The sequence below is a fragment of the Sulfurivermis fontis genome (assembly GCF_004001245.1).
Taxonomy (GTDB): domain Bacteria; phylum Pseudomonadota; class Gammaproteobacteria; order Thiohalomonadales; family Thiohalomonadaceae; genus Sulfurivermis; species Sulfurivermis fontis.
Genome location: NZ_AP018724.1, coordinates 231927 through 252916 on the forward strand (window position 1 = coordinate 231927; position 20990 = coordinate 252916).

Consider the following 20990-nt stretch of genomic DNA (forward strand, 5'->3'; position numbering starts at 1 on the left):
TAGATGATGCGGCCGGAATGGCCTTTCGCACTTGTGGCCATTGTGGGTAATGGCTGGACGCGGGGACTTGATCTGCATCAAGCCCCCGCGTGGAAGAGGTGTTACTGCTGCGACTGATCCCGCCGTCTGTCGCGGTCCTGCGCCTGCTCCCGCACCTGGTCGCCCAGGCCGTCCTTGTCCCGTTCCTGGCTGTGGGCCTGTTCCCGGACCTGCTCACCGATACCCTGGCTCTTGTCCTCGCCGTCAGCCTTGGCTTTCGCCTTGGCCTTCTCCTTGTCCTTCTCGACATCCTTGGCGCGGTATTTTTCCTGATCCCGGTCACGATCCATGTCCCGCTCCATGCCCTTGGCCGGCATGCTGCCGCCCGCGCCACCGCCGCCGCCGGGGCCGGCGGCGAGCAGGCTGCCGGGCAGGGCGAGGGCCAGAATCAGTGCGAAAACCTTTCCTTTGTTCATGATGCGCTCCTGTAGGTTGGCAGATAGGCCATATCACTATAGTCCTTGCCCAGGGAGGCGCGCGTGACCGCGTTTGTGAAATTGTGTGCTCCGTCAAACCGGTGTTTGGCGTGCCTGAAGGATGTGCACTGGAGGCGGCCGCCGGTGCGGCGGCGCAAAAACAGTACGCTGTTTGCCCAGGGGGGGATTTATGCCGGCGACAATCCGCCCGACGAACATCTTGTGAGATTGGCCGGGCCGGTGTGGACGATGCGGGCGTGCCGTTCGGCAGCGGAGTTCAGCGCCTGCTCCAGCGGCATGCCGGTCTCGACACCGTCCATGATCATGCGCTGCAGGATGGCGCCGAGCATGGTGATGTTGTCGCGCATGTATTCCTTGATGGGTTGCAATACATGCACATCCAGCGGCGTTTCTTCCGGCAGGGTGGCGGCGAAGGCGGCGAAGTCGCGGCCGGTGGCCAGCCAGTAGCACATGTCGTAGATCAGGTCGTAGGACTGCTGCAGGGCGGCCGGGTCGTCGGTGCCGAGATTGGCGCGCACCTCTTCCGCCAGGTCATTCCGGAACTGCTCCAGGCCGTAGCCAACCTCGCCTTTGACGACCTCTTCCGGGGTGAAGTCCCATTGCATGAAGGTTCTCCTGATGGTCTCGCTCGTTGATTTGAATGGTGCGGCAGTCGGTTTCGTCAGCCGAAGATGGCGCTGAAGCTGTCGTTGTCATCGTTGCACACGGGGCACCCCGCGCCGGGGTTCGCGGTCACGTACAGGCGCCCGCAACGCTCGCACCGCCGCCGCGGCACCATGTGCAGGTCGCGCACCGCGGCGGTGGCGGCGATGGTTTCGGCCAGGCGCAGGGCGCCGCGGTGGCAGCTCTCCACGCACACGCCGCAGCCGACGCAGCGCGGCGGGTTGAGGCGCAGCACCCAGGCGGTCACGGTTTCGCCGGCCAGCAGGGCGCCGGTGGGGCAGACACGGCCGCAGCTGTCGCAGGCGGTGCAGGCGGCGGGGTCGATCACCGGCACGCCCGCCGGCAGGGCGGGATGGGCGGGCAAGGTGGCATGCTCGCCGGCGCCGTTGACGAGCAGCGCCTGCAGCAATTCGCGCCGTGACGGCAGGAAGGGCGCGGCGGCGCGTATGGCCCGGGCCGGTGCCGGCGCCTGATCCTGCTGTGGCTGTTGCAACTGGTCGAGGCCGCGGCCGAACAGGCGGCGGAAGAACTGCCGCCGTTGCGGTTGCGCCTTGACGGCCTCGGGGGCGGCATCGGCCAGGGTCAGTTCGCCCCAGCGCGCCTCGGGGGCGGCGGCGCGCAGTTGCGCCACCGCGTCGAGCAGCTGCGCCAGGGCCGCGGCGCCAGTGGCGCCGTGGACACAGGCGGCACAGTGGTCGTGGCCGACGAGTTCCACCCGGGTGCCGCGCGCCAGCAGGGCGGCCAAGGTGACCGGGTCCAGGGCGCCCAGGCAGGGCGCGATGGCCGGGGCCGCGCGATCGGACGGCGCACAGGCGAGGGTCAATTGATGGTCCTGACGCGACAACTCCAGCCAGTCGCGCCAGGGCATGTTCTCCGCCTGCAGGGCGCCGGTGGGACAGGCGCTGGCGCACAGGCCGCAGTTCTGGCAGCGCTCGTGCTTCAGTTCGAAGCCTTCTTCGGTGAGCGTCAGCGCCTCGTGCGGGCAGGCGGCGGCGCAGTTGTCGCACGCGCTGTAGCGGTAGCGATAGCGCGTGCAGCGCGTGGCGTGGGTGCGCGGATAGGCGCTCAGGTTGGGGGCGGGCGAGTTCATTGGGCCTCGAAGACGTGGGCAGGTTCGCCGGGCTGGCAGGTATCCCGTGGAATGACGAAGCCGTAGGACGAGGTATCTTCCTCCGGTGCGTTGAGATAGGCCTCGCGTGCCGCTTCATAGGCCGCAGCGCCGCCTGCCGCGGCATAGGCGCGTACCCCGGCATCGCGCTTTTCCAGCGCGCCGGCGATGGCCAGCGCCTGCTCGTCGCTGTCGCCGATCACCAGGGCCACACCGGGGCGGGTGCGCGTGGTGGGGCGATAGATCGCCGCGCCGGCCAGCGCGGTTACCGGTGTGGCCGTGCGGGCGTCGATCAGTTGCAGGCGCAGGCCATAATCGTCCATCAGTTTGATCATGATTGTGTTGTCGGCCAGTTCGGCGGCGGGCACGCCGGTGGATAACAGGAGCAAGAAGAGGGCGGGCGCTGATTTCATCCGTTTTGTGTCGTAGTGGGGGCGGCCGGGGGAACGGCGGCCGCAAGCCGTTCCAGTTCGACCGCATTGCAGGCGTCGGCGTTCACGATGAGCTGGCGCACGCCACCGTGCGCTATCCACGGCGCAGGATCGCTGCCCCCTTCGGCGAAGGTCAGCCACAGGCGGTCGCCGAGTTCTTCACTCAGTTCGGCACAGAGGCCGAGGTCGTCCGCTGTCGCCTGGTGCAGCGAGATCACCAGTTGTTCCACGCCCTGCCGGGCCATTTCGCGGGCGAACCAGGCGGCATCGGTGCCGGTCCCCGTGCCGTCTGCCAGCAGCAGCTCCCAGCGCGGCACCGGGCAGGTGGGCATGACGAAGCTGAAGTCGGCGTTGGATTCCCGATCCAGTGACCAGCTCACCGCCATGCGCCGCGCCGGCAGCCACAGGCCGATGCGCTGGGTTCCGAAGCGGGCGATGGCGTCCTGGACCATGGTGGTGTCGAGCAGTGCCTTCTCGCCCAGCAGGACGCGGCTCGCGCCGGCCGCCAGCAGTGTCTCGATGCGCGCCAGTGCGCCGCGTTCCATGACGACATGCGCCCCGGTGCAGAGCGGTGTCGCGGTTTCGTCGTCGACCATGAACAGCGGATGGTCGGGCAGCGCAAAGCCGGGCGCCGACCAGACGCCGACGGTAAGCATGGCAGCAGTTGGCAGCGGGGCGTTCATACGGCGATCCGTTCGGTCTGGAAGGACAGGGGCGGCGCGCCCAGCCACAAGGTCTGCGACTTGCCGTCGAGGCGGTCGCGCAGCGCGCGCACGCCCTCCAGGATCGGCCCGATGCGCAGGCCGGCATAGGCCGGGGCGAACTCGGGCAGGGTGCGCAGGGCATCGTCCACGAACAGTTCGGCGCTCTCCTCGTTGCGCTCGGCGGCGAAGTGGAAGGCCAGGGCGGCAAAGGCCATGGCCTGGAGGAAGCGCGCCAGCACATCGCGTTCGCCGCTGGTGCTTTCCTGGATGATGCGCGACCAGCGTTCGTTGATCCAGTCGTGCACCGTGTACATGTCGCCGCTGTTCCAGTGGTCGGCCAGTTCGTCCCAGAGCAGGAGCATGGTGCTGTCCTCGTTGTCAGGCGCCGCAGCGCATGGGTTCGTCGGCGCCGGCCAGGGGCGGCAGCTCCAGCTTGCCCTGATCCTCGTCGACCAGGTCGAGACCCAGCTGTTCCAGTTCGAACACGGCGAAGGCGTCGAGCAGGGCGGCCATCTCGCGGTAGAAGGAATGGCTGGCCGCGCGTTCCACCAGGGTCGCATAGCCGCGTACCCAGCGGCCCAGGTGCTGGGCCCAGAAACGCTTTACGGTCTTCTCCAGGCGGCGTTGTTCCTTGTCGTCGCCCTGTGCCATGGCGGTGACGATGCGGTCCATCAGCGCCGCCACGAATTGCAGCTCCACGCCGAGCTGATCGTCGAACACCTGGAAGCGTCCTGCACCGACGACAAAGCCTTCCTTGCCGTAAAACTCGCGTACGGCAAAGCACGGTGCCTGCTGGAAGCCGCCGTGCAGGCGCACCGATTCCACCGGCGGGAAGCCGCCGGAAGAGGCGAACAACACGGTGTATTCGCAGGCCAGGGTTTCCTGCAATTGCTCCAGGGGCGGATCGAGAAAGTCGCTGTCGAACGACACGCCCAGTTCGCCCAGGGCCTGCAGTGATTCCGGGCTGCGCAATGCGGCGAGATAGTCGCGGCCAGGTTCCTCGATGAAGGCGCCGGCCAGCAGGCGGTAGTGCCGGGCGCGCGCGGTGTATTCCTCGGCGCTGGCGGCGGCGGGCGCGACCGCCTCCTGGCGCACGCTTTCCAGGGGAATGGTAAACAGATCGGACATGCTGACCCTCCGGTGTGACTATTGTAGTTATGCGGTGAAAAGAGCGCCCGTCCCGCCAGGGACGGGCGCCATGGCCATCAATGGCCGCTGACAGGCTTGTGCTTGACGCTGTCCGGTCCGGCCCAGGAGGCCATCTCCGGATGCATCTTGCGGTGCATGTCGCCGACATAGGTGTAACGCATGCCTTCTTTGTAGAACTGCACGTGCTTGTTCCAGTCGGACACCATGTCGCCGTACTTGTCGCCGGGCTTGGCCTTGCTCACCTTCACCACCGTGTCATACCAGCCCTGCGAGCCGCCGATGGGGTCGGCGACGGCCGGAATGATGTGGTTGGGGTGCACGCCCTTGTCGTCCCACCAGACGTTCTTCAGGTCCGGGTCGTCCGCCGCGCCGAACTGGCCCGCCGCCTCCTTCAGTTTGAGCTGGGCCAGGCGGCCGTAGCCCCAGTGGCCGTGGGCGGTGGAGACGGCGACCACCTTCGGGTGGATGCCCTCGGTGACCAGGGCCTTGGTGACGATATGGCCCACCGCGCTTTCGATGCGGATCAGGTCGCCGGTCTTGATGCCCAGCTTCTCCGCCGTCTCGGTGCCGAGCCAGGCGGGGTTGGCATGGGAGATTTCGGCCAGCCACTTCACCGCCGCGGTACGCGATTGCTTGTGCACGTTGAGCTTGAAGGTGGTGAGGATCATCTCATCGTCCTTCATGTTCTCATGCCAGGGCATGCGCTTGAAGGTGGGCATCGGGTTGAAGCCGTATTCGGCCCATTCCGGTACACGCACATGGATCAGACGATCACTGGTGGGGAAGCCCACGCAGTTCTTGCCCTTGCGCCGTACGCCGATGATCTTGCCGTTTTTGTGAATGAACCCTTGGGCATCGACGGTGGCGCCGGCCATGTCGGCGGCCGACAGTTCCTTCATATGCAGGCCGTATTCCGCGGCAATCTCGCGCCCGGACTTGTCGGAAATCTTGCCGGTCTTGGGATTGAGCTTGCCGTAGATGGGCCATACACCGTGCTTCTTGAGGAAGTCGAGGCCGCCGGCTTCCTTCAGGCCCGGAATGTTCTCGAACTGCTTGCGCATGTACTCTTCCGGGTCCTTGAAGTCCCAGTACTTCTTCATGCCGCGCGAGCCGTCCGGGTCCAGCTTGTGGATGATGTCACGCAGGTAGACCTTGGTCTCGCGTCCCTCGCCCAGCGGCTTGATGACCGGCTGGCGGATGGCCAGCCACGGCCACAGCGAGCTGGGCATGGACTCCGGCTCCCAGCGCTCCAGGTAGGGCACGTCCGGCAGGATGATGTCGGCCAGCTGCGCCTCCTCGCCCATGAACGGCGTCAGGCAGACGTAGAAGGGGATCAGCTCCTCGTTGCGGAACAGTTCGCCCCACACCGCGTCGGCGCCCGGATTGGTGTAGACCGGGTTGTCCTGATAGGAGAAGTAGACCTTGATCTTCTGTTTGCCCTCGGCGATCCAGAACGGCACCAGGTGGCTGACCTTGTGGCCGGCGAAGGGATATTCGTCGGGGTGGGCCAGGTAGGACGGGGTGGACGGCTTGGGCGGAACCGGCTGCGGCTGGTCGTAACCCATGCCGCGGGGCAGGCAGTAGCCGCCGCGCTTCTCGATGTTGCCGGTGAGGATCGGCAGCATCATGCAGGCCTTTTCGTTGTAGGCGCCGTACATGTGCTTGGCCGGGCCGCGGTAGGTGTACGTCGTTGCCGGCTTGGTGAGGGCGAACTCGCGCGCGATGCGCTCGAGGGTTTCCACCGGCACGCCCGACAGCTTGGAGGCCCACTCCGGCGTGTACTGCTTGTAGTGGTCCTTCAGCTCCTGCACGGTGACATTGGTCCAGGTCTCGATGAAGTCCGAGTCCTGCAGATCATCGCGCAGGATGATGTGGCCCAGGGCCAGGGCCACGGCGCCGTCGGTGCCCGGATAGACCGGGATCCATTCGTCGGAGAAACCGGCGGTGTTGGACAGGCGCACGTCGAAGGTAACGATCTTCATGTTGCTGTCGATACGGCCTTCGGTGACACGCTGCGAGAAGGGATTGTGGAAATAGGCAGCCTCCAGCACGTTCGAACCGAAGTTCAGCACGTACTTGGTGTTGGCGAAGTCCGGCATCTCGATGTCCGGACCCCAGGTATGCTCCATGCCGGCCTTCTTCGACGACTCGCACACCGAGGTGTGGTTCATGATGGTGGCCGAACCCAGGGTGTGCATGAAGCGAGTCAGCACGCCACCGGTGCGGTTGCGGCCCCACTTCAGCATGATCTCGTTGGGATGGCCGTTCTTCAGCACGTCGTCCAGGCGCGCGGCGATTTCGTTGTAGGCCTCGTCCCAGGAGATGCGCTTCCACTTGCCCTCACCGCGCTTGCCGACGCGCTTCAGGGGATAGAGGATGCGATCCGGGTCATAGGTGTACCACATGCCGGCATTGCCCTTGGCGCACAGGCGGCCGCGGGTGGACACGTGTTCCGGGTTGCCCTCCAGTTTGACGATGCGGCCGTTTTCGATATAGGCCATGGCGCCGTCCTGGATGTTGCAGACGTGGCAGTTGGTGGGGATGGCCTGGCGCTCCTTGAGCGTCACCGGTCCGATATCGCGGCCGCCCAGGTCGTTCTCCATGGCGCGCAGCATCGACGGTGCCGCCATGGCCGCGGCGGTGGTACCGGCGCTGGCCTTCAAAAAGGTACGGCGAGTGAGTTTCAACATGTTTTTGCCTCCAGATTCGTAACGCCGGGCGTCAGTAATAGGTTTGCAGGATCTGGCCGCCGTACAGGATCGAGTAGCGCAGCGCCATGCCGCCCACCAGGATCAGTACCGAAGCGGCCATCATGCCGACCTGTTGCCGTCCGAACGGCGCCAGCAACAGCGCGATGGGGAGTGCCGTGCCGGCGATGATGCCCACGCCGATGAAGATCATGCCCAGCGTGCCGGTGGTGAGGAACATGAAAGTCAGTTCCGCACCGACGCCGCCGTAGGCGGTGGTGCCGAGCAGGGAAATGAGCATTGCGCCCACCGCACCCGCGCTCCACAGCATCAACCGGCGCAGCGCGCTGGCCAGCTTCTCGTCGCCCTGGTTCAGGAGGGTGGCCACGGCGGCGCCCGACAGCAGCGACAGGCCGACGAACAGTACCGGCATCAACGGCGTGCTCCACACCGGGCGGTGCTGGTGCACGGTGAGGTCGAAGCCGGTATAGATCGGCAGTCCCAGAGCGAGCAGGCTGCCGATCACGGCCAGCCGCTTGCTGTTGACCGCGTCGCCCTTGCGCATCATGAAGAAATACAGCACCGACACCAGGCCGAACGACATCAGGTTGAGCGCGCCCCAGGCCAGCGGCGAACGGAAGTTCATGTACGCCGGGTTGATGGTGTTGAGGAAGCGGCCCGGCTGGGAAAGGTCGCCGATCAACAGCAGACCGCCGACTGCCAGCAGCACGAAGGACGCGTAAAAGGCTTTCTCGCGCAGCGGCCGATAGTAATCTTCACGGAACCAGGACAGGGCCGAGAAGAAGAACAGCGCCGACGCGATGCCGATGACGAAGAAATAGATGGCGTAGGCACTGGGCCAAGCCATCGTGTGAAACACCGTGTATTCGTTCATGGTGATCTCCCGTCAGATATGCTTGTTGCGGTTGAACACGGCACGCTCGATATCGGCCTGCTCATCCCTCTTGTAGACCGCACGGCCATAATCGGTCAGGTTGCGGTCGGCGCCGATGTAGAACACGTGCGGCTTGGTGCCCTGTTCCGGTCGCAGCACCTGGGTCGCATGCTTGGCCACCAGCTGCGACACCTCGCTGTTGGGGTCATTGAGGTCGCCGAAGATGCGCGAGCGGCCGACGCAGGTCTGCACGCAGGCGGGGACCAGCCCCTGAATCACGCGGTGGTAGCAGAAGGTGCACTTGTCCACCACCTTGGTGATATCGGTGTAGGTGCGGTGCTCCGGCAGCATGAAGCGGGCGTTGTAGGGACAGGAGGCCATGCAGGCCTTGCAGCCGATGCAGCGGTCATAGTGCTGCAGCACGAAGCCGCCATCTTCCAGTTTGTAGGTGGCGCCCACCGGACAGGCGCGTACGCACGGGGGATCGTCGCAGTGGTTACACAGGCGCGGCAGGAATTGCTTTTTCACGGTTGGGTACTTGCCGGTCACCCGATAGGGAACCCAGGTACGGAATACCCCCAGTGGAACGTCATACTCCGCTTTGCACGCCACCTGGCACGCCATGCAGCCGATGCAGCGGCGCACGTCGATCACCATGGCGTAGCGCCGGACGCCGGGTTTTCCCCGTGTCTCGGTCGACGACATGAGCAGTTCTTGAGTCATTGTTAGCTCCTCATTGGTGGGACAAGGTGGCGCGTAGGCGCCCTCCCCGGTTATAGGCGCAGCTGCCCAGACAGCCAGCGTATCCAGCGTTGCAACTCGCGGGCCAACGCCGGGAGAGGCGAAACTCCCGGTTTCTGGAGGCCGGCGTTACAGTCTGGTAATGTCCATAGCGCAGGATGTTACGCAGCGGTAACGTTTCGAGGGGGCGAGTTGTTTCCTGCCGGTAACCAAACCCCGCCCGCATGCAGTTACGTAGCCGTGACAGGGTTGGCATGGTATGAGCAGGTGGTTTGGTCGTGACGGACTGTATCTGGAGGATCGAAGGGTGGTGATGCGGAAAATCCGCCGGCTACTGGTGGCCGCCTGGCTGTTGCTTCCGGGGTGGTTGCCCACGGCCTGGGCGGCGGCCGCGGGGGAGCCGGTGCGCATCGGCCTGACGCCGGTGTTTCTCGACGAGCAGACCTCGTTCGTCGAATCGTGGCGCGGCTATCTCGAAAAGAGGCTGGGGCGGCCGGTGATGTTCACCCAGCGCAGCAGCTACCGCGACATCATGGATCTGCTGTTGCAAGGCAAGCTCGATTTCGCCTGGGTGTGCGGCTATCCCTACGTGCGCTACCAGTCCGAGTTGCAGCTTACCGCCGTGCCGCTCTATCAGGGGGAACCGCTGTACCGGGCGTATCTCATCGTGCCGGTGCGCGACACCGCGACCAGGTCGCTGTCCGATCTGCGCGACAAGCTGTTCGCCTACTCGGACATCGACTCCAATTCCGGCTATCTGGTGATCCAGCACCAATTGCTGAACACGGGGTTTGGCGCGGGGACATTTTTCCGCCGCACGTTCTTCACCGGCGCCCATCGCAAGGTGGTGGAGGCGGTGGCCGCCGGTGTGGCCGATGGGGGTAGCGTGGACGGATACGTATGGGATGTATTGTCCCGCTCCAACCCGGAGCTGACCTCACGTACCCGGGTGGTCGCGCGCACGCCGGTGTACGGTTTTCCGCCGGTGGTGGCGCGGCGTGGCATAACTGCGGAATCGATGCGTGCGGTACAGGCTACGCTCCTGTCCATGCATCAGGACGTCGAAGGGCGGGCGCTGCTGACGCGTCTCGGCCTGGATGGATTCACGACGGGAAGTCCGGCGCTGTACGACGACATACGCCGGATGATGCTGACGGTACGGGGGGCCGGTGGTGTTGCACAACCTTAGCCTGCGCTACAAGGTTCCCATCCGTTCCAGTCTCCTGATCCTGGTCACGGCGCTGCTGGTCACCGCAGCGCTGATGTACCGGGCCTATGACGACATGCGGCGCGATTTGTTGTTCAACGCCGAGGGCATGAGCCGCCTGTTGGTGCGTACCTTGGTACCGGCGATGCTGCATGACGATGTGTGGCAAGTATACGAGGCAATCCACGCCGCTTATCCGTATGTAGATGACGGCGCCGCACAGGAGAGCGAACTCATTCTGGTGCTGGATGTGGCCGGCAACACCTACGTATCCAATCAGCCGACCCGTTTCCCCATGCTGTCCGACCCGGCGGCGAAAGGTGCCGAGTTTGCATTGCTCCAGCGTGCTGCCTTGCAGCAGGGTGAGGTCGCTCCCGCGATCGTGGATCTCGACCTGGCGGAATATCTCTATCTGGTCATGCCGATCATCTCCGACCGTGTGCGCCTCGGCAGTCTGGTGCTGGGGTATCCGCGGGCGTTGTTCCTGCCACGTTTTCTGACCATCGCCAAGCGCGCGGCCTGGATGACGTTGCTCAGCCTGACAGTATTGCTGCCCATCACCTGGTATTGGGCACGGCGCCTGGCGCAGCCCATGGTGCAGCTGGCCAACTGCATGGAGCGCCTGAGTACTACAACGCCGGAGCAATTGCACTGCGACTTGTTCGAGTCCCAGGACGAAATCGGGCGTCTTGGCCTCAGTTTCCGCCGTATGTTGGCGGAGTTGCAGGAAAAACAGGCGCTGGAGCGGCAGATCGTGGTGGGCGACCGGCTAAGTGCCATCGGCCGTCTCACCTCGTCCATCGCCCACGAGATCAACAATCCCCTTGGCGGCATGCTCAACGCCATCGATACCTTCAAGCGGCACGGCAATTGCGACAATCCGCGCACCCATCGCACCATGTCGTTGTTGGAGCGTGGTCTGCTGCAAATTCGCGATACGGTGGGCGCACTGCTGGTGGAAGCCAAGGCCGGTAGCCACTCCCTGACACCGCAGGATATCGAGGATATTCATACGCTGGTGGCACCGGAGGCGGGCAAGAAATCGGTATGCATCGACTGGCATAACAATTTACGTGTACCCATCGGCTTGCCGGCGACACCGGTGCGGCAGACCCTGCTCAACCTGCTGCTCAATGCAGTGCATGCCGCCAACGATGGCGGTATGGTGCGTTGCCTGGTGTGGAAGGATGATCATCGCCTGCACATGCAAATAGCCAATGACGGCCAATACATCCCGGCGGAAAAGATTGAGCATCTGTTCGAACCCTTCTCGCCGCTGTCGGAACAGGGGCATGGTCTCGGTCTGTGGGTTTGCTACCAGATTGCACAGCAGTTGGGTGGTGATATTCGTGTGCATAGTGAACCGGAATACACCGTGTTCACCGTGGCCCTGCCTTATGGAGAGCAAGCGTGAACAAACTTTGTCTGGTGGAAGACGATGCCATTATGGGCGAGTCGCTGTGCGACCGTTTCGAGCTGGAGGGCTTCGACGTTGATTGGTTCCAGAATGCCCCGGAGGCCTTCGACTCCATCGGCCGTATAGCCTATGGGCTGGTCATCAGCGACATACGCATGCCGGGCATGAGTGGCGAGCAGCTGTTCGAGCAGGTGCTGGAGCGCTATGCACAGCGGCCGCCGTTCCTGTTCATCACCGGATATGGCGCCATCGACAAGGCGGTGCGTCTGCTCAAACTGGGCGCCGCCGACTACATCACCAAGCCGTTCGACCTGGATGATCTGGTGCAGAAGGTGCGTGAACTTAGCGCGTCCGCCGGAACCGCGGCCGCGGGCGAAGCGACGCCGGCGCTGGGCGTCTGTCCCACCATGCGTCACATGGAGGAGTCACTGCCGCACCTGGCGCAGCGCGCCAATACCATTCTACTCACCGGCGAGTCGGGGGTGGGCAAGGAGCATGTGGCGCGCCTGATTCACCACTACGGCAGCGGCGATGCCGCTCCCTTCGTGGCGGTCAATTGCGGGGCCCTCACCGAGACCCTGCTGGAAGCCGAACTGTTCGGCTACGAGAAGGGCGCCTTCACCGGCGCGCTGCGCACCAAGAAGGGCGTGTTCGAACTGGCCCACGGCGGTACGCTGCTGCTGGACGAGATCGGCGAAATGCCCTTGCCCATGCAGGTGCGCCTGCTGCGCGCCATCCAGGAGCGCACCGTGGTGCGCGTCGGCGGCGAACGGCCGATCCGGGTCGACCTGCGCCTGATCTGCGCCACCAACCGCGACCTCAAGTGCATGGCGGAGCAGGGGCATTTCCGCGAGGATCTGTACTACCGCATCAATGTTATCCACCTGCGCATCCCGCCGTTGCGTGAGCGTAAGGAGGACGTGCTGTGGTTTGCACGCCGTTTCCTGCACGAGTACACCGCTGCCCATCCCGGCGAGGGCAAGGTGCTGCACCCCGAGGCCGAGCGGGCGATGCTGGATTATCCCTGGCCGGGCAACATCCGTGAGTTGCGCCATACCCTGGAGCGCGCCTGTATTCTCACCCGCGGCGAGATCCTCATGCCGCAGGACCTGTTCGAGGGCGGCATCGATGAGCCGGCACCACCGCCGCCGCCGGGCCAGCCGGCCTGCGACGATCTCGGCCAGTACATGCGCGCCTGCGAACGCGCCTACATCCTGCGCGCGCTGGATTCCCATCAATGGAAGATCGGGGATACCGCCGGCTATCTCGGCATCAGTCGCAAGAATCTGTGGGAGAAGATGAGGAAATACGCCATCCAGGCCGTACAGTCGGAGGATGCCGAGTGACCGGGTGAGGAGCGGCACCGATTTTGCTTGTGTTTTTTACAGGCAATAACCGCGAGAACAGCCATGCAAGCGTTGACCGACAACTTTGGACGCCGCATCACCTATCTGCGCCTGTCGCTGACCGACCACTGCAACCTGCGCTGCCGCTATTGCATGCCGGAAGAGGCCCACGGCAGCGGCCGGGTCGGGCGCCTGACGGAGGAGGAGACGGTGCGTCTGATCGGCCTGTTCGCCCGCATGGGGGTGGACAAGGTACGCCTGACCGGCGGCGAGCCGCTGCTGCGGCGTGATTTGGTAACACTGGCCGGTGCCATTGCCGCCCTGCCCGGGGTGCGCGACCTGTCCCTGTCCACCAACGCCCTGCTGCTGGAAAAGAACGCGGCAGCCCTGGCGGCCGCCGGGGTGCGCCGCCTCAATATCTCCCTCGACTCCCTGCACGCGGAACGCTTCGCCGACATCACCGGCGGCGGCGATCTGACGGCTGTCCTGCGCGGCATCGAGGCGGCGCGGGCCGCCGGCATGACGCCGATCAAACTCAACATGGTGGCGCTGAACGGCATCAACGACGATGAAATCACCACCATGGCGGAGTTCGCCCAGGCGCGCGGTCTGGAGCTGCGCTACATCGAAACCATGCCGGTGGGTGGCCAGGGCGAGTGGAGCATGCGCCATCACCTGCCCGCCGAGCAGATCATGGCGCGGCTGCAACGGCATTTCGGCTCCGACCTGTTGCCGCAGCACGAAGGCGCCGGCGGCCCCGCACGCATGTACCGCGTCGGTGCCCGCGGCCCGCGCATCGGCGTCATCTCCGCGGTGTCGCGCCACTTCTGCGCCAGTTGCAACCGCGTGCGTCTCACTGCCGAAGGCGATTTGGTGCTTTGTCTGGGCAACGAACACAGCGTATCGCTGCGCGAACCGCTGCGGGCGGGGATGGACGACGCGGCGCTGTGCGGACTGATCCGCGCCGCCATCCTGCGCAAACCCGAGCGGCACGACTTCAATGCCCCCCAGGCGGCGCCGCTGCGGCCGATGTACGCCTTGGGTGGTTAAACGCAGTTACAAGATACAAGAGCCACGCTGCCAGGGGAGAAATCCGCTGCCCTCGTGCTGTTGGAAAGGCAAACCACCGTGCACGCAGCGCACTCATCCACGTGCAACTTGTATCTACTTTCCGTAGCTGTATGCGCTACGCATGCGCATCCTGCATAAACGTCATTACGGGACCACGACCATGACCATCACCCAACACCTCGGCGAACTGACGCCGCGCCAGGCCTGGCAGATGTTGCAGGACGACCCGCGCGCGGTATTGGTCGACATCCGTTCCGCCATGGAGTATTTGTTCGTCGGCCATCCGTCCGGCGCAGTGCACATCGCCTGGATCGACGAGCCGGACTGGACCGTGAATCCCCACTTCGTAACGGAAGTACGCAAGCTGCTGCTGGGTGGTGTCGTATGCGACGGCGAAGAAGGCTGCGCGCCCGTGATCCTGATCTGCCGCAGCGGCAAGCGCTCCAAGGAGGCCGGCAAGGCGCTGCTGGAGGCCGGCCTGAAGAACGTCTATCACGTCGACAGCGGATTCGAAGGCGAACTGGACGAGCATCACCATCGCAGCACCATCAACGGCTGGCGCCACGACGGCCTGCCGTGGGAGCAGTGCTGAAAGCAGATATTGGTGGAGGCTCCAAGGAGGCGCGCGCAGCGCGCACACTCTTTCATTGCGCGTGTTGTTCGTGCTCGCATAAAAAAGCCGGTGTGAACCAGGGTTCACACCGGCAAGATCCCACGGAGGGGTGGGGTGCAACATAAAAAAGCTCGGCCCGGCAACAGAGGCCGGACCGGCTCCAAGGAAAACTCAGAAGTCGTAGACGAGGCCGATGGAGAACGCCGACGGGTCCTGGCCCGGCGCGGCGACGCCAGGATTCGCGCCGTGGCCCCAGTTGAACGGGTTGGCGCTGCTGTTGGCTTCGTTGTCCACCTTGGCATAGGCGGCGTACACCGTGGCGTTCTTGAACAGCGGGTAGTCGTAGCCTATCGCCAGCATGGTGGCATCGTCGGCCGTGCCGTTGTCGGATTCACCGGCACTGGTGTACTGGATCTTCGCCGTGCCGGCGCCGGCGGCGAAAGCGGCGCCGAGGGTGAAGATGTCGCGGTCGGCGCCATCCACGCCGCCCTCGGCCGTATTCTGTACCAGCATTGCCTTCACATCGGCGAAGCCGAAGTCGTAGCCCGCGCTGAGCGCGGCAACGGAGGCATCCTCGCTACCGCCGATCAGCCCCTTGTCAAAGCCGAGCCAGGTCAGCCCCAGATTCAGCTTGTCGATATTGAAGGTGACGCGAATGCCATTGGCACTGCCGTCCTTGACGCCTTGCTCCATCACGTGGGTCAGCGCGACGGTGACGTTGCCGAGGGCCGGTGTCACATAGTGCAGCGCATTGTCGGCGCGGCCGGGCCAGGAACCGCCGGTCAGGTTACCGGCGTCACCGACCTGATCGGCGAACAGGTTGGCGTCGTAAACGTACTGGTTGGCGGCGGGCAGGCGGCCGGCGAGGAAGGTGCCGAAGTCGCCCTTCAGACCGAGGTAGCTGTCACGGGTGGTGCCCCAGAAGCCGTCATCGTTGTCGCCACTGCCATCAGTGTCCTTTGCCGATGCCATGGTTACGCCGCCTTCCAGTTGGAACAGGCCGCTCAGGCCGTTGCCGAAGTCGGTGGAGCCGCGCACGCCGAAGCGCGAGGAATTGCTGGACAGATAGGTGCTGCTGTCGGTGCCATCATCCAGGCTGTCAGCGGACAGATGCACCTTGCCGTAGATGCCGACATCGGCGCTGGCGGCAAAAGGAATCAGCGCGGCGGCAACCGCCAGTGACGTGATGGTTTTTTTCATCTCTAGCCCCTCGATAAATTCTTGATGGTGTGCGGGCGCGAACGCCCGGTTTCTGTCATGCCGATCACCCGCGGCGCTTCTGGGCGCGCTGCGAGGGGACCTCATGCCTCATCGACTATGGCAATTACCGGGCCAAGTGAAAGAACTCAGGTGGGACAAGGGTTTGTGCCGGTGTTGCGGGAACGGAGCCGGCGCCGTGTTACGCAGTTGTGACGGCAAGGTCGTTACGGCATTACGCATTGGTAACGGTTGGCGGGGGGCGTGAGCCGGCCGGGAAAATCCTTAGTGCGCGGTGATCTGTGGATAGAACAATTGATTCGTTCGCGCCGGGCGGGAGATTTGCTATCACTGGCCGCACTGCCACCGACCGAGGAATACGACCATGTCCCTGCCATCCACCGCAGATATCGCCGCACTCGCGCACGACTATCACTACACCGAGCCGGAAGACATCCTGACACTTGCCTTCGAACGTCACGCCAATATCGCCATCTCCTTCAGCGGCGCGGAAGACGTCGTGCTGATCGATATGGCCTCGCGCCTGCGCCGCGAATTCAGCGTGTTTTCCCTCGATACCGGCCGTCTGCATCCGGAGACCTATCGCTTCATCGAGGAAGTGCGGAAGCAGTACGGCATCGTCATCGATGTGCTGTCGCCGGATGCGGCGGCAGTGGAGGCGCTGGTGCATGACAAGGGCCTGTACAGTTTTTACGGCGATGGCCACAAGGAGTGCTGCGCGGTGCGCAAGGTCGCGCCGCTGCGCCGCAAGCTGGCAGGGCTCGACGCCTGGATTACCGGTCAGCGCGAAGATCAGAGCAGCGGCACGCGCAGCGGCCTGCCGGTGATCCAGAACGACACGGCGTTTTCCACGCCGGAACATGCGCTGGTGAAGTACAACCCGCTGGCACGCTGGAGTTCGGCCCAGGTGTGGGACTATATCCGCCGCCACGATGTGCCCTACAACGCCCTGCACCGCCAGGGCTATATCAGCATCGGCTGCGAACCCTGCACGCGACCGGTGTTGCCCAACCAGCACGAGCGCGAGGGGCGCTGGTGGTGGGAGGACGCGGCGGACAAGGAGTGCGGCCTGCACGCGGGCAACGTCGTCGCCGCGGCGGGGAGGTGAACCATGCGCCGTATCACCCTGGTATACAAGCTCAAGAGCGACGGCCAACCATGCCGCGCCTGCGGCGAGCTGTTGGCGTCGCTGCGCCGCGGTGGTCAGCGGGCGTATATCGACCGGATGGTGGCGGCCGACGAACGCGATCCGGCGGGGGAAGGATGGGAGCTGGCGCGCCGTTACGGTGCACGCAGCGCTCCGTTCTTTATCGTCGAGCAGGACGCCACCACGCGCGTCTACACCGACTATCCGCAACTGCTGCGGGAGGTGCTGCATGCAGCACCGCGACCCGGCAGCGCGGCAACCGCCGGAGTCCGCTCATCATGACGGCCAGTGCGTCCATGTGTCTGGCACCTGCGCTGCCGGCACTGACCCACCTGCAGCGGTTGGAGGCCGAGAGTATCCATATCATGCGTGAAGTGGTGGCCGAGGCGGAACGGCCGGTGATGCTGTATTCCATCGGCAAGGACAGCGCGGTGATGCTGCACCTGGCGCGCAAGGCGTTCTATCCGGCGCCGCCGCCGTTTCCTCTGCTGCACGTGGACACCACGTGGAAGTTCCGCGAGATGTATGCGTCGCGCGAGCGCATGGCACGGGAGAGTGGCATGGAACTCATCGTCCACGTCAACCAGGAGGGACTGGCCCAGGGCATCAACCCCTTCGACCACGGTTCGGCGCTGTATACCGACGTGATGAAGACCGAGGGGTTGAAGCAGGCGTTGGACAAGCACGGCTTCGATGCGGCCTTCGGCGGTGCGCGCCGCGATGAGGAAAAGTCGCGCGCCAAGGAACGTATCTTCTCGTTCCGCAGCGCCGCCCACCGCTGGGATCCGAAGAATCAGCGCCCGGAGCTATGGCGGCTGTACAACGCGCGCAAGCGCAGGGGCGAATCGGTGCGGGTGTTTCCGCTTTCCAACTGGACCGAGCTGGATATCTGGCAGTACATCCATCTGGAGAACATACCCATCGTCCCGCTCTACTTCGCCGCCGAGCGGCCGGTGGTGGAGCGTGATGGCACGCTGCTCATGGTGGACGACGAACGCTTGCCGCTGCGGCCCGGCGAAGTGCCGGTCCGGCGCCAGGTGCGGTTCCGCACCCTGGGCTGCTATCCGCTCACCGGCGCCGTGGTGTCCACGGCCTCAACCCTGCCGGAGATCATCCGCGAGACACTGCTGGCGCACACCTCCGAGCGGCAGGGGCGCCTGATCGACCATGACGGCGCCACGTCGATGGAGAAGAAGAAACAGGAGGCTATTTCTGATGCACCGCGCACACGCATTGAGCGTCGACGATATCGAGGCGTACCTGCATCAGCACCAGCACCAGACCCTGCTGCGTTTCATTACCTGCGGCAGCGTCGATGACGGCAAGAGCACGCTCATCGGCCGGTTGCTGTACGAGTCCAAGGCGCTGTTCGAGGATCAGCTGGCTGCCGCCGCGCCGGCCGCCGTGACCGGCCACCTCGCGGCCACCCTGGCCTGGATGAGTGAGCGGCCGCTGCAGCCGGGACAGCGCTACCTGATGAAGCTCGCTACCGCTACGGTCGCCGCCACGGTGACGGTGTTGCGCGACCAGGTGGATGTGAACACCCTGGAACGGGTGCCGGCGGCGGTGCTGCCACTCAACGGCATCGGCCATGTAGAACTGATGCTGGACTGCCCGGTCGCCTGCGATCCCTACCGCGACAACCGCGATACCGGCGGCTTTATTCTCATCGACCGTATCGGCAACGATACCGTGGCGGCAGGCCTGATCGAGTCCCCGTATCTGTAACGGCCCAATCCTGCGCCGGGCGGGGCGGAGCAAAATCCAGGGCTTGCGGGTCCGATGGGCCGGCGGCGGCCATGGCCGTTACGGCATCAAATTTGCTATATCTCCTTTTACCGCACCTCGCTGCGGCACGAGGAACTCCGGCCCGCGTCCCGCGCATTCGGGCCCATCTGCCAGGGCCGGTACAACATCTCAACCCTGGCTAGAAGAAATGAAAAAACTCTATGACCTCCCCATTTGGCTCCGTCTTCTGGTCACCATCTGGCTGCTGCTGGTGGTGGCCTGGACGGCGCTGATCGGCTGGGCCGCCTGGGAGCAGCGCGCCACGGCGCTGCGCCAGGCCGAAAACTTCTCCCGCTCCGTGCACGAAATGACCTTTGCCGGCCTGACCACGCTGATGCTCACCGGCAAGATGGACGAACGGGAGCAGTTTCTCGGCCAGATCCGCGACCTCGGCAGCATCAGCCAACTGCGCGTCCTGCGCGGCGCGCCGGTGGCTGCGCTGTTCGGTGCCGGCGATGCGGCGGAGCAGCCGCATGACGATATCGAGCGCCGGGTGCTGGCAACCGGCGAGCCCTACCTGCGTATCGATGCCGACGGCAATATGCGCGCGGTCACCCCGGTCAGGGCCAGCCGCAATTATCTGGGCAAGAACTGTCTGATGTGTCACGCCAATGCGCGCGAGGGCGAGGTGCTGGGTGCGACCAGCATGGTCCTGCGGATGGACGAGGTCCGCCGCGACGTGGTGCATTTCGGCATCAAGCTGTATGCCGCGGCGGTGGGCGTGAGCATGCCGCTGCTGTTGGCGGTGTTTCTGTTCATCCGCGTCTTTGTCACCCGTCCCCTCGCCGGGATGACCGCCGGGCTGCGCGGCATGGCGGCGGGCGAGGGCGATCTGACGCGCCGCCTGCCGGTCCGCGGCCGGGACGAGATCGGCGCGGCCTCGACGGCGTTCAATGCGATGCTGGACAGTTTCCGCGACATCATCGTCCGCGTGCTCGACTCGACGCGCCGCCTGAGCAGCGCGGCCGGCGAGCTGGGGCAGGCGGCGGAACGCACCGATGCCGGTATCGAGCGCCAGCGCGACGAAATCGCCCGACTGGCCGCGGCGATGAACCAGATGGCCGCCACGGCACAGACGGTGGCGCGCAATAGTCAGCATGGCGCCGACGCCGCGCAGGAGGTCTATGCGGCGGCGCAGCGCGGCGCGGAAACCGTTGTGCGGACGCGCGAGATCGTGGAATCCCTCAATACCGGCATCGGCGCGGCCGTCGGGGTGATCCGCCGCTTGGACGCCGACAGCGAAAATATCGGCACCATACTCGATGTGATACGCAACATCGCAGAGCAGACCAACCTATTGGCGCTCAACGCGGCCATCGAGGCGGCGCGCGCCGGCGAGCAGGGGCGCGGCTTCGCGGTGGTCGCCGACGAGGTGCGCGCCCTGGCCAACCGCACGCAGCAATCCACCCACGAAATCCAGGCCCTGATCGGACGTTTGCAGGCGGCGAGCCGCGAGGCCAGCGCCGCCATGGAGCAGGCGCGCGCCGGAGTTGAGGCCAATGTCGGCGCCATCAACGATACCGGCGCGGCGCTGGACGGCATCCACGCCGCCGTGGATACCATCGCCGATCTGAACCGGCAGATCGCCAGTGCGGCGGAGGAGCAAAGCGCGGTGGCCGAGGAGATCAACCGCAACGTGAGCAACATCAGCGGCGCCGCGGAGCACAATGCGGGCGCGGCCCGCGGTACGGCGCGTGCGGCGGAGGATATGGCCCGGCTGGCCGATGAACTGGCCGAGCTGGTGGGCCGTTTCCGGGTTTAGCCGCAGCCGTATCGTTACCGCTGCGTTACCCCCCACGGCACTCACTGAGTGCCTGAGCGGTAACTACGCGGCTAAGGAAGCTCTGAATGAGTTCAGAGCTTCCGCGGCACAGGGATGTGCCGCCATTTTCCAATGACGATAAGTCGTTGGAAAATGAAGCCAATCGAAAATCACACTTTTCGATTGGCGTGGTTCTGTCCACGGATGGACTTATGTCGCGCAGCCCAGGGAGGGGCGGGAGCGACCTGAGAAGTCCAGGATGGACATATTCAGACCTTCCCTAAGGATAAGGCGTAACTCATTGACGGTCCCCCGATAAGGCACTACCCCGCTTACTGGCATGGAATTGGCTAGCGTACCGGACAAGGACTCGGGCTGGACCATAGCTATGGAGCAGGAACAGGACGAACTATTGCAGCCGCTGTACGATCTGCTGCGCAAGATGGGAATCATCGGTAAGGTCATAGCGCTGCTGGCTACGGCGCTGTCCGTGTTTGTGGTCGACTACTACGTGTTCCGCCCCCTGGCCGGCGCGTTCAAGAACGCCTGAACATCAGGGCGTGGCCG

22 protein-coding genes are annotated in these 20990 nt (G+C 64.8%); 11 read left to right on the forward strand and 11 right to left on the reverse strand.

Annotation, left to right across the window (positions count from 1 at the left end):
- Positions 1-101: 101 nt before the first annotated feature.
- The 10 genes from EP379_RS01150 to dsrO form a co-directional block, all read right to left on the reverse strand.
- A complete protein-coding gene (locus EP379_RS01150) occupies positions 102-455 on the reverse strand; it encodes a hypothetical protein (protein ID WP_127474913.1) in 354 nt (117 codons plus the stop codon).
- A gap of 188 nt (positions 456-643) precedes the next feature.
- Positions 644-1081 (reverse strand): hypothetical protein, encoded by a 438-nt coding sequence (locus EP379_RS01155; RefSeq protein ID WP_127474915.1) that lies wholly within the window; start codon positions 1079-1081, stop codon positions 644-646.
- 56 nt (positions 1082-1137) lie between these two features.
- Entirely contained in the window at positions 1138-2229 is a 1092-nt protein-coding gene (locus EP379_RS01160; RefSeq protein WP_127474917.1) for a 4Fe-4S dicluster domain-containing protein, read from the reverse strand.
- The gene (locus EP379_RS01165; RefSeq protein ID WP_127474919.1) at positions 2226-2660 is read right to left on the reverse strand and encodes a hypothetical protein; all 435 of its coding nucleotides are present in this window, start codon (positions 2658-2660) and stop codon (positions 2226-2228) included. The genes EP379_RS01160 and EP379_RS01165 overlap by 4 nt, the downstream gene beginning before the upstream one ends.
- The gene (locus EP379_RS01170; protein ID WP_127474921.1) at positions 2657-3361 is read right to left on the reverse strand and encodes a beta/alpha barrel domain-containing protein; all 705 of its coding nucleotides are present in this window, start codon (positions 3359-3361) and stop codon (positions 2657-2659) included. The genes EP379_RS01165 and EP379_RS01170 overlap by 4 nt, the downstream gene beginning before the upstream one ends.
- Complete coding sequence (locus EP379_RS01175) at positions 3358-3744, reverse strand: DUF309 domain-containing protein (protein ID WP_172600337.1); 387 nt, start codon at positions 3742-3744, stop codon at positions 3358-3360. Before EP379_RS01175 ends, EP379_RS01170 begins: the two co-directional genes overlap by 4 nt.
- A 16-nt stretch (positions 3745-3760) precedes the next feature.
- Positions 3761-4510, reverse strand: coding sequence for a TorD/DmsD family molecular chaperone (locus EP379_RS01180; RefSeq protein ID WP_127474925.1), 750 nt, complete (start codon positions 4508-4510; stop codon positions 3761-3763).
- A gap of 77 nt (positions 4511-4587) precedes the next feature.
- Positions 4588-7221, reverse strand: a complete 2634-nt coding sequence (locus tag EP379_RS01185; protein WP_127474927.1) for a molybdopterin-dependent oxidoreductase — start codon at positions 7219-7221, stop codon at positions 4588-4590.
- A 31-nt stretch (positions 7222-7252) separates the two neighbouring features.
- Positions 7253-8113 carry an NrfD/PsrC family molybdoenzyme membrane anchor subunit gene (nrfD, locus tag EP379_RS01190; protein ID WP_127474930.1) on the reverse strand — a complete coding sequence of 287 codons (861 nt, stop codon included), beginning with the start codon at positions 8111-8113 and terminating at the stop codon, positions 7253-7255.
- Between the two features lie 12 nt (positions 8114-8125).
- Positions 8126-8836, reverse strand: coding sequence for a sulfate reduction electron transfer complex DsrMKJOP subunit DsrO (gene dsrO / locus EP379_RS01195; RefSeq protein WP_127474934.1), 711 nt, complete (start codon positions 8834-8836; stop codon positions 8126-8128).
- A 277-nt stretch (positions 8837-9113) separates the two neighbouring features.
- Between dsrO and EP379_RS01200 the strand changes: the two genes are divergently transcribed.
- The 5 genes from EP379_RS01200 to EP379_RS01220 all read left to right on the forward strand — a co-directional run bounded on the left by EP379_RS01200 (position 9114) and on the right by EP379_RS01220 (position 14487).
- Positions 9114-10043: a substrate-binding domain-containing protein gene (locus EP379_RS01200; protein ID WP_232023947.1), complete on the forward strand. Its 930-nt coding sequence runs from the start codon at positions 9114-9116 to the stop codon at positions 10041-10043.
- On the forward strand, positions 10027-11475 hold the full coding sequence (locus tag EP379_RS01205) for a sensor histidine kinase (RefSeq protein WP_232023948.1): 1449 nt from the start codon (positions 10027-10029) through the stop codon (positions 11473-11475). The genes EP379_RS01200 and EP379_RS01205 overlap by 17 nt, the downstream gene beginning before the upstream one ends.
- Positions 11472-12824, forward strand: a complete 1353-nt coding sequence (locus EP379_RS01210) for a sigma-54-dependent transcriptional regulator (protein WP_127474939.1) — start codon at positions 11472-11474, stop codon at positions 12822-12824. Before EP379_RS01205 ends, EP379_RS01210 begins: the two co-directional genes overlap by 4 nt.
- Before the next feature lie 63 nt (positions 12825-12887).
- On the forward strand, positions 12888-13874 hold the full coding sequence (moaA, locus tag EP379_RS01215; protein WP_127474942.1) for a GTP 3',8-cyclase MoaA: 987 nt from the start codon (positions 12888-12890) through the stop codon (positions 13872-13874).
- Between the two features lie 181 nt (positions 13875-14055).
- Positions 14056-14487 carry a rhodanese-like domain-containing protein gene (locus EP379_RS01220; RefSeq protein ID WP_127474944.1) on the forward strand — a complete coding sequence of 144 codons (432 nt, stop codon included), beginning with the start codon at positions 14056-14058 and terminating at the stop codon, positions 14485-14487.
- Between the two features lie 192 nt (positions 14488-14679).
- Here the strand turns inward: EP379_RS01220 and EP379_RS01225 are convergent, their stop codons facing one another.
- Positions 14680-15708 carry a porin gene (locus EP379_RS01225; RefSeq protein WP_172600338.1) on the reverse strand — a complete coding sequence of 343 codons (1029 nt, stop codon included), beginning with the start codon at positions 15706-15708 and terminating at the stop codon, positions 14680-14682.
- A gap of 382 nt (positions 15709-16090) precedes the next feature.
- Between EP379_RS01225 and EP379_RS01230 the strand changes: the two genes are divergently transcribed.
- The 6 genes from EP379_RS01230 to EP379_RS01255 all read left to right on the forward strand — a co-directional run bounded on the left by EP379_RS01230 (position 16091) and on the right by EP379_RS01255 (position 20973).
- Positions 16091-16834 (forward strand): phosphoadenylyl-sulfate reductase, encoded by a 744-nt coding sequence (locus EP379_RS01230; RefSeq protein ID WP_127474949.1) that lies wholly within the window; start codon positions 16091-16093, stop codon positions 16832-16834.
- Between the two features lie 3 nt (positions 16835-16837).
- Entirely contained in the window at positions 16838-17155 is a 318-nt protein-coding gene (locus tag EP379_RS01235; RefSeq protein ID WP_127474952.1) for a hypothetical protein, read from the forward strand.
- On the forward strand, positions 17152-18192 hold the full coding sequence (gene cysD / locus EP379_RS01240) for a sulfate adenylyltransferase subunit CysD (RefSeq protein WP_420824448.1): 1041 nt from the start codon (positions 17152-17154) through the stop codon (positions 18190-18192). Before EP379_RS01235 ends, cysD begins: the two co-directional genes overlap by 4 nt.
- 85 nt (positions 18193-18277) lie before the next feature.
- Positions 18278-18601 (forward strand): elongation factor 1-alpha C-terminal domain-related protein, encoded by a 324-nt coding sequence (locus EP379_RS16920; protein ID WP_420824465.1) that lies wholly within the window; start codon positions 18278-18280, stop codon positions 18599-18601.
- Positions 18602-18809: 208 nt separating this feature from the next.
- The gene (locus EP379_RS01250) at positions 18810-20423 is read left to right on the forward strand and encodes a methyl-accepting chemotaxis protein (RefSeq protein WP_127474958.1); all 1614 of its coding nucleotides are present in this window, start codon (positions 18810-18812) and stop codon (positions 20421-20423) included.
- A 340-nt stretch (positions 20424-20763) separates the two neighbouring features.
- On the forward strand, positions 20764-20973 hold the full coding sequence (locus tag EP379_RS01255; RefSeq protein WP_127474961.1) for a hypothetical protein: 210 nt from the start codon (positions 20764-20766) through the stop codon (positions 20971-20973).
- Positions 20974-20990: the final 17 nt, after the last annotated feature.

What these genes read in the sequence shown, in the direction of transcription:
- EP379_RS01155 (WP_127474915.1), bottom strand. Translation starts at nt 1,081, where the DNA reads ATGCAATGGGACTTCACCCCGGAAGAGGTCGTCAAAGGCGAGGTTGGC.
- EP379_RS01250 (WP_127474958.1), top strand. Translation starts at nt 18,810, where the DNA reads ATGAAAAAACTCTATGACCTCCCCATTTGGCTCCGTCTTCTGGTCACC.
- nrfD (WP_127474930.1), bottom strand. Translation starts at nt 8,113, where the DNA reads ATGAACGAATACACGGTGTTTCACACGATGGCTTGGCCCAGTGCCTAC.
- EP379_RS01255 (WP_127474961.1), top strand. Translation starts at nt 20,764, where the DNA reads ATGGAATTGGCTAGCGTACCGGACAAGGACTCGGGCTGGACCATAGCT.
- EP379_RS01165 (WP_127474919.1), bottom strand. Translation starts at nt 2,660, where the DNA reads ATGAAATCAGCGCCCGCCCTCTTCTTGCTCCTGTTATCCACCGGCGTG.
- cysD (WP_420824448.1), top strand. Translation starts at nt 17,152, where the DNA reads ATGACGGCCAGTGCGTCCATGTGTCTGGCACCTGCGCTGCCGGCACTG.
- EP379_RS01170 (WP_127474921.1), bottom strand. Translation starts at nt 3,361, where the DNA reads ATGAACGCCCCGCTGCCAACTGCTGCCATGCTTACCGTCGGCGTCTGG.
- EP379_RS01150 (WP_127474913.1), bottom strand. Translation starts at nt 455, where the DNA reads ATGAACAAAGGAAAGGTTTTCGCACTGATTCTGGCCCTCGCCCTGCCC.
- EP379_RS01230 (WP_127474949.1), top strand. Translation starts at nt 16,091, where the DNA reads ATGTCCCTGCCATCCACCGCAGATATCGCCGCACTCGCGCACGACTAT.
- EP379_RS01180 (WP_127474925.1), bottom strand. Translation starts at nt 4,510, where the DNA reads ATGTCCGATCTGTTTACCATTCCCCTGGAAAGCGTGCGCCAGGAGGCG.
- EP379_RS01200 (WP_232023947.1), top strand. Translation starts at nt 9,114, where the DNA reads ATGAGCAGGTGGTTTGGTCGTGACGGACTGTATCTGGAGGATCGAAGG.
- EP379_RS01175 (WP_172600337.1), bottom strand. Translation starts at nt 3,744, where the DNA reads ATGCTCCTGCTCTGGGACGAACTGGCCGACCACTGGAACAGCGGCGAC.
- EP379_RS01225 (WP_172600338.1), bottom strand. Translation starts at nt 15,708, where the DNA reads ATGAAAAAAACCATCACGTCACTGGCGGTTGCCGCCGCGCTGATTCCT.
- EP379_RS01185 (WP_127474927.1), bottom strand. Translation starts at nt 7,221, where the DNA reads ATGTTGAAACTCACTCGCCGTACCTTTTTGAAGGCCAGCGCCGGTACC.
- EP379_RS01220 (WP_127474944.1), top strand. Translation starts at nt 14,056, where the DNA reads ATGACCATCACCCAACACCTCGGCGAACTGACGCCGCGCCAGGCCTGG.
- EP379_RS01160 (WP_127474917.1), bottom strand. Translation starts at nt 2,229, where the DNA reads ATGAACTCGCCCGCCCCCAACCTGAGCGCCTATCCGCGCACCCACGCC.
- dsrO (WP_127474934.1), bottom strand. Translation starts at nt 8,836, where the DNA reads ATGACTCAAGAACTGCTCATGTCGTCGACCGAGACACGGGGAAAACCC.
- moaA (WP_127474942.1), top strand. Translation starts at nt 12,888, where the DNA reads ATGCAAGCGTTGACCGACAACTTTGGACGCCGCATCACCTATCTGCGC.
- EP379_RS01235 (WP_127474952.1), top strand. Translation starts at nt 16,838, where the DNA reads ATGCGCCGTATCACCCTGGTATACAAGCTCAAGAGCGACGGCCAACCA.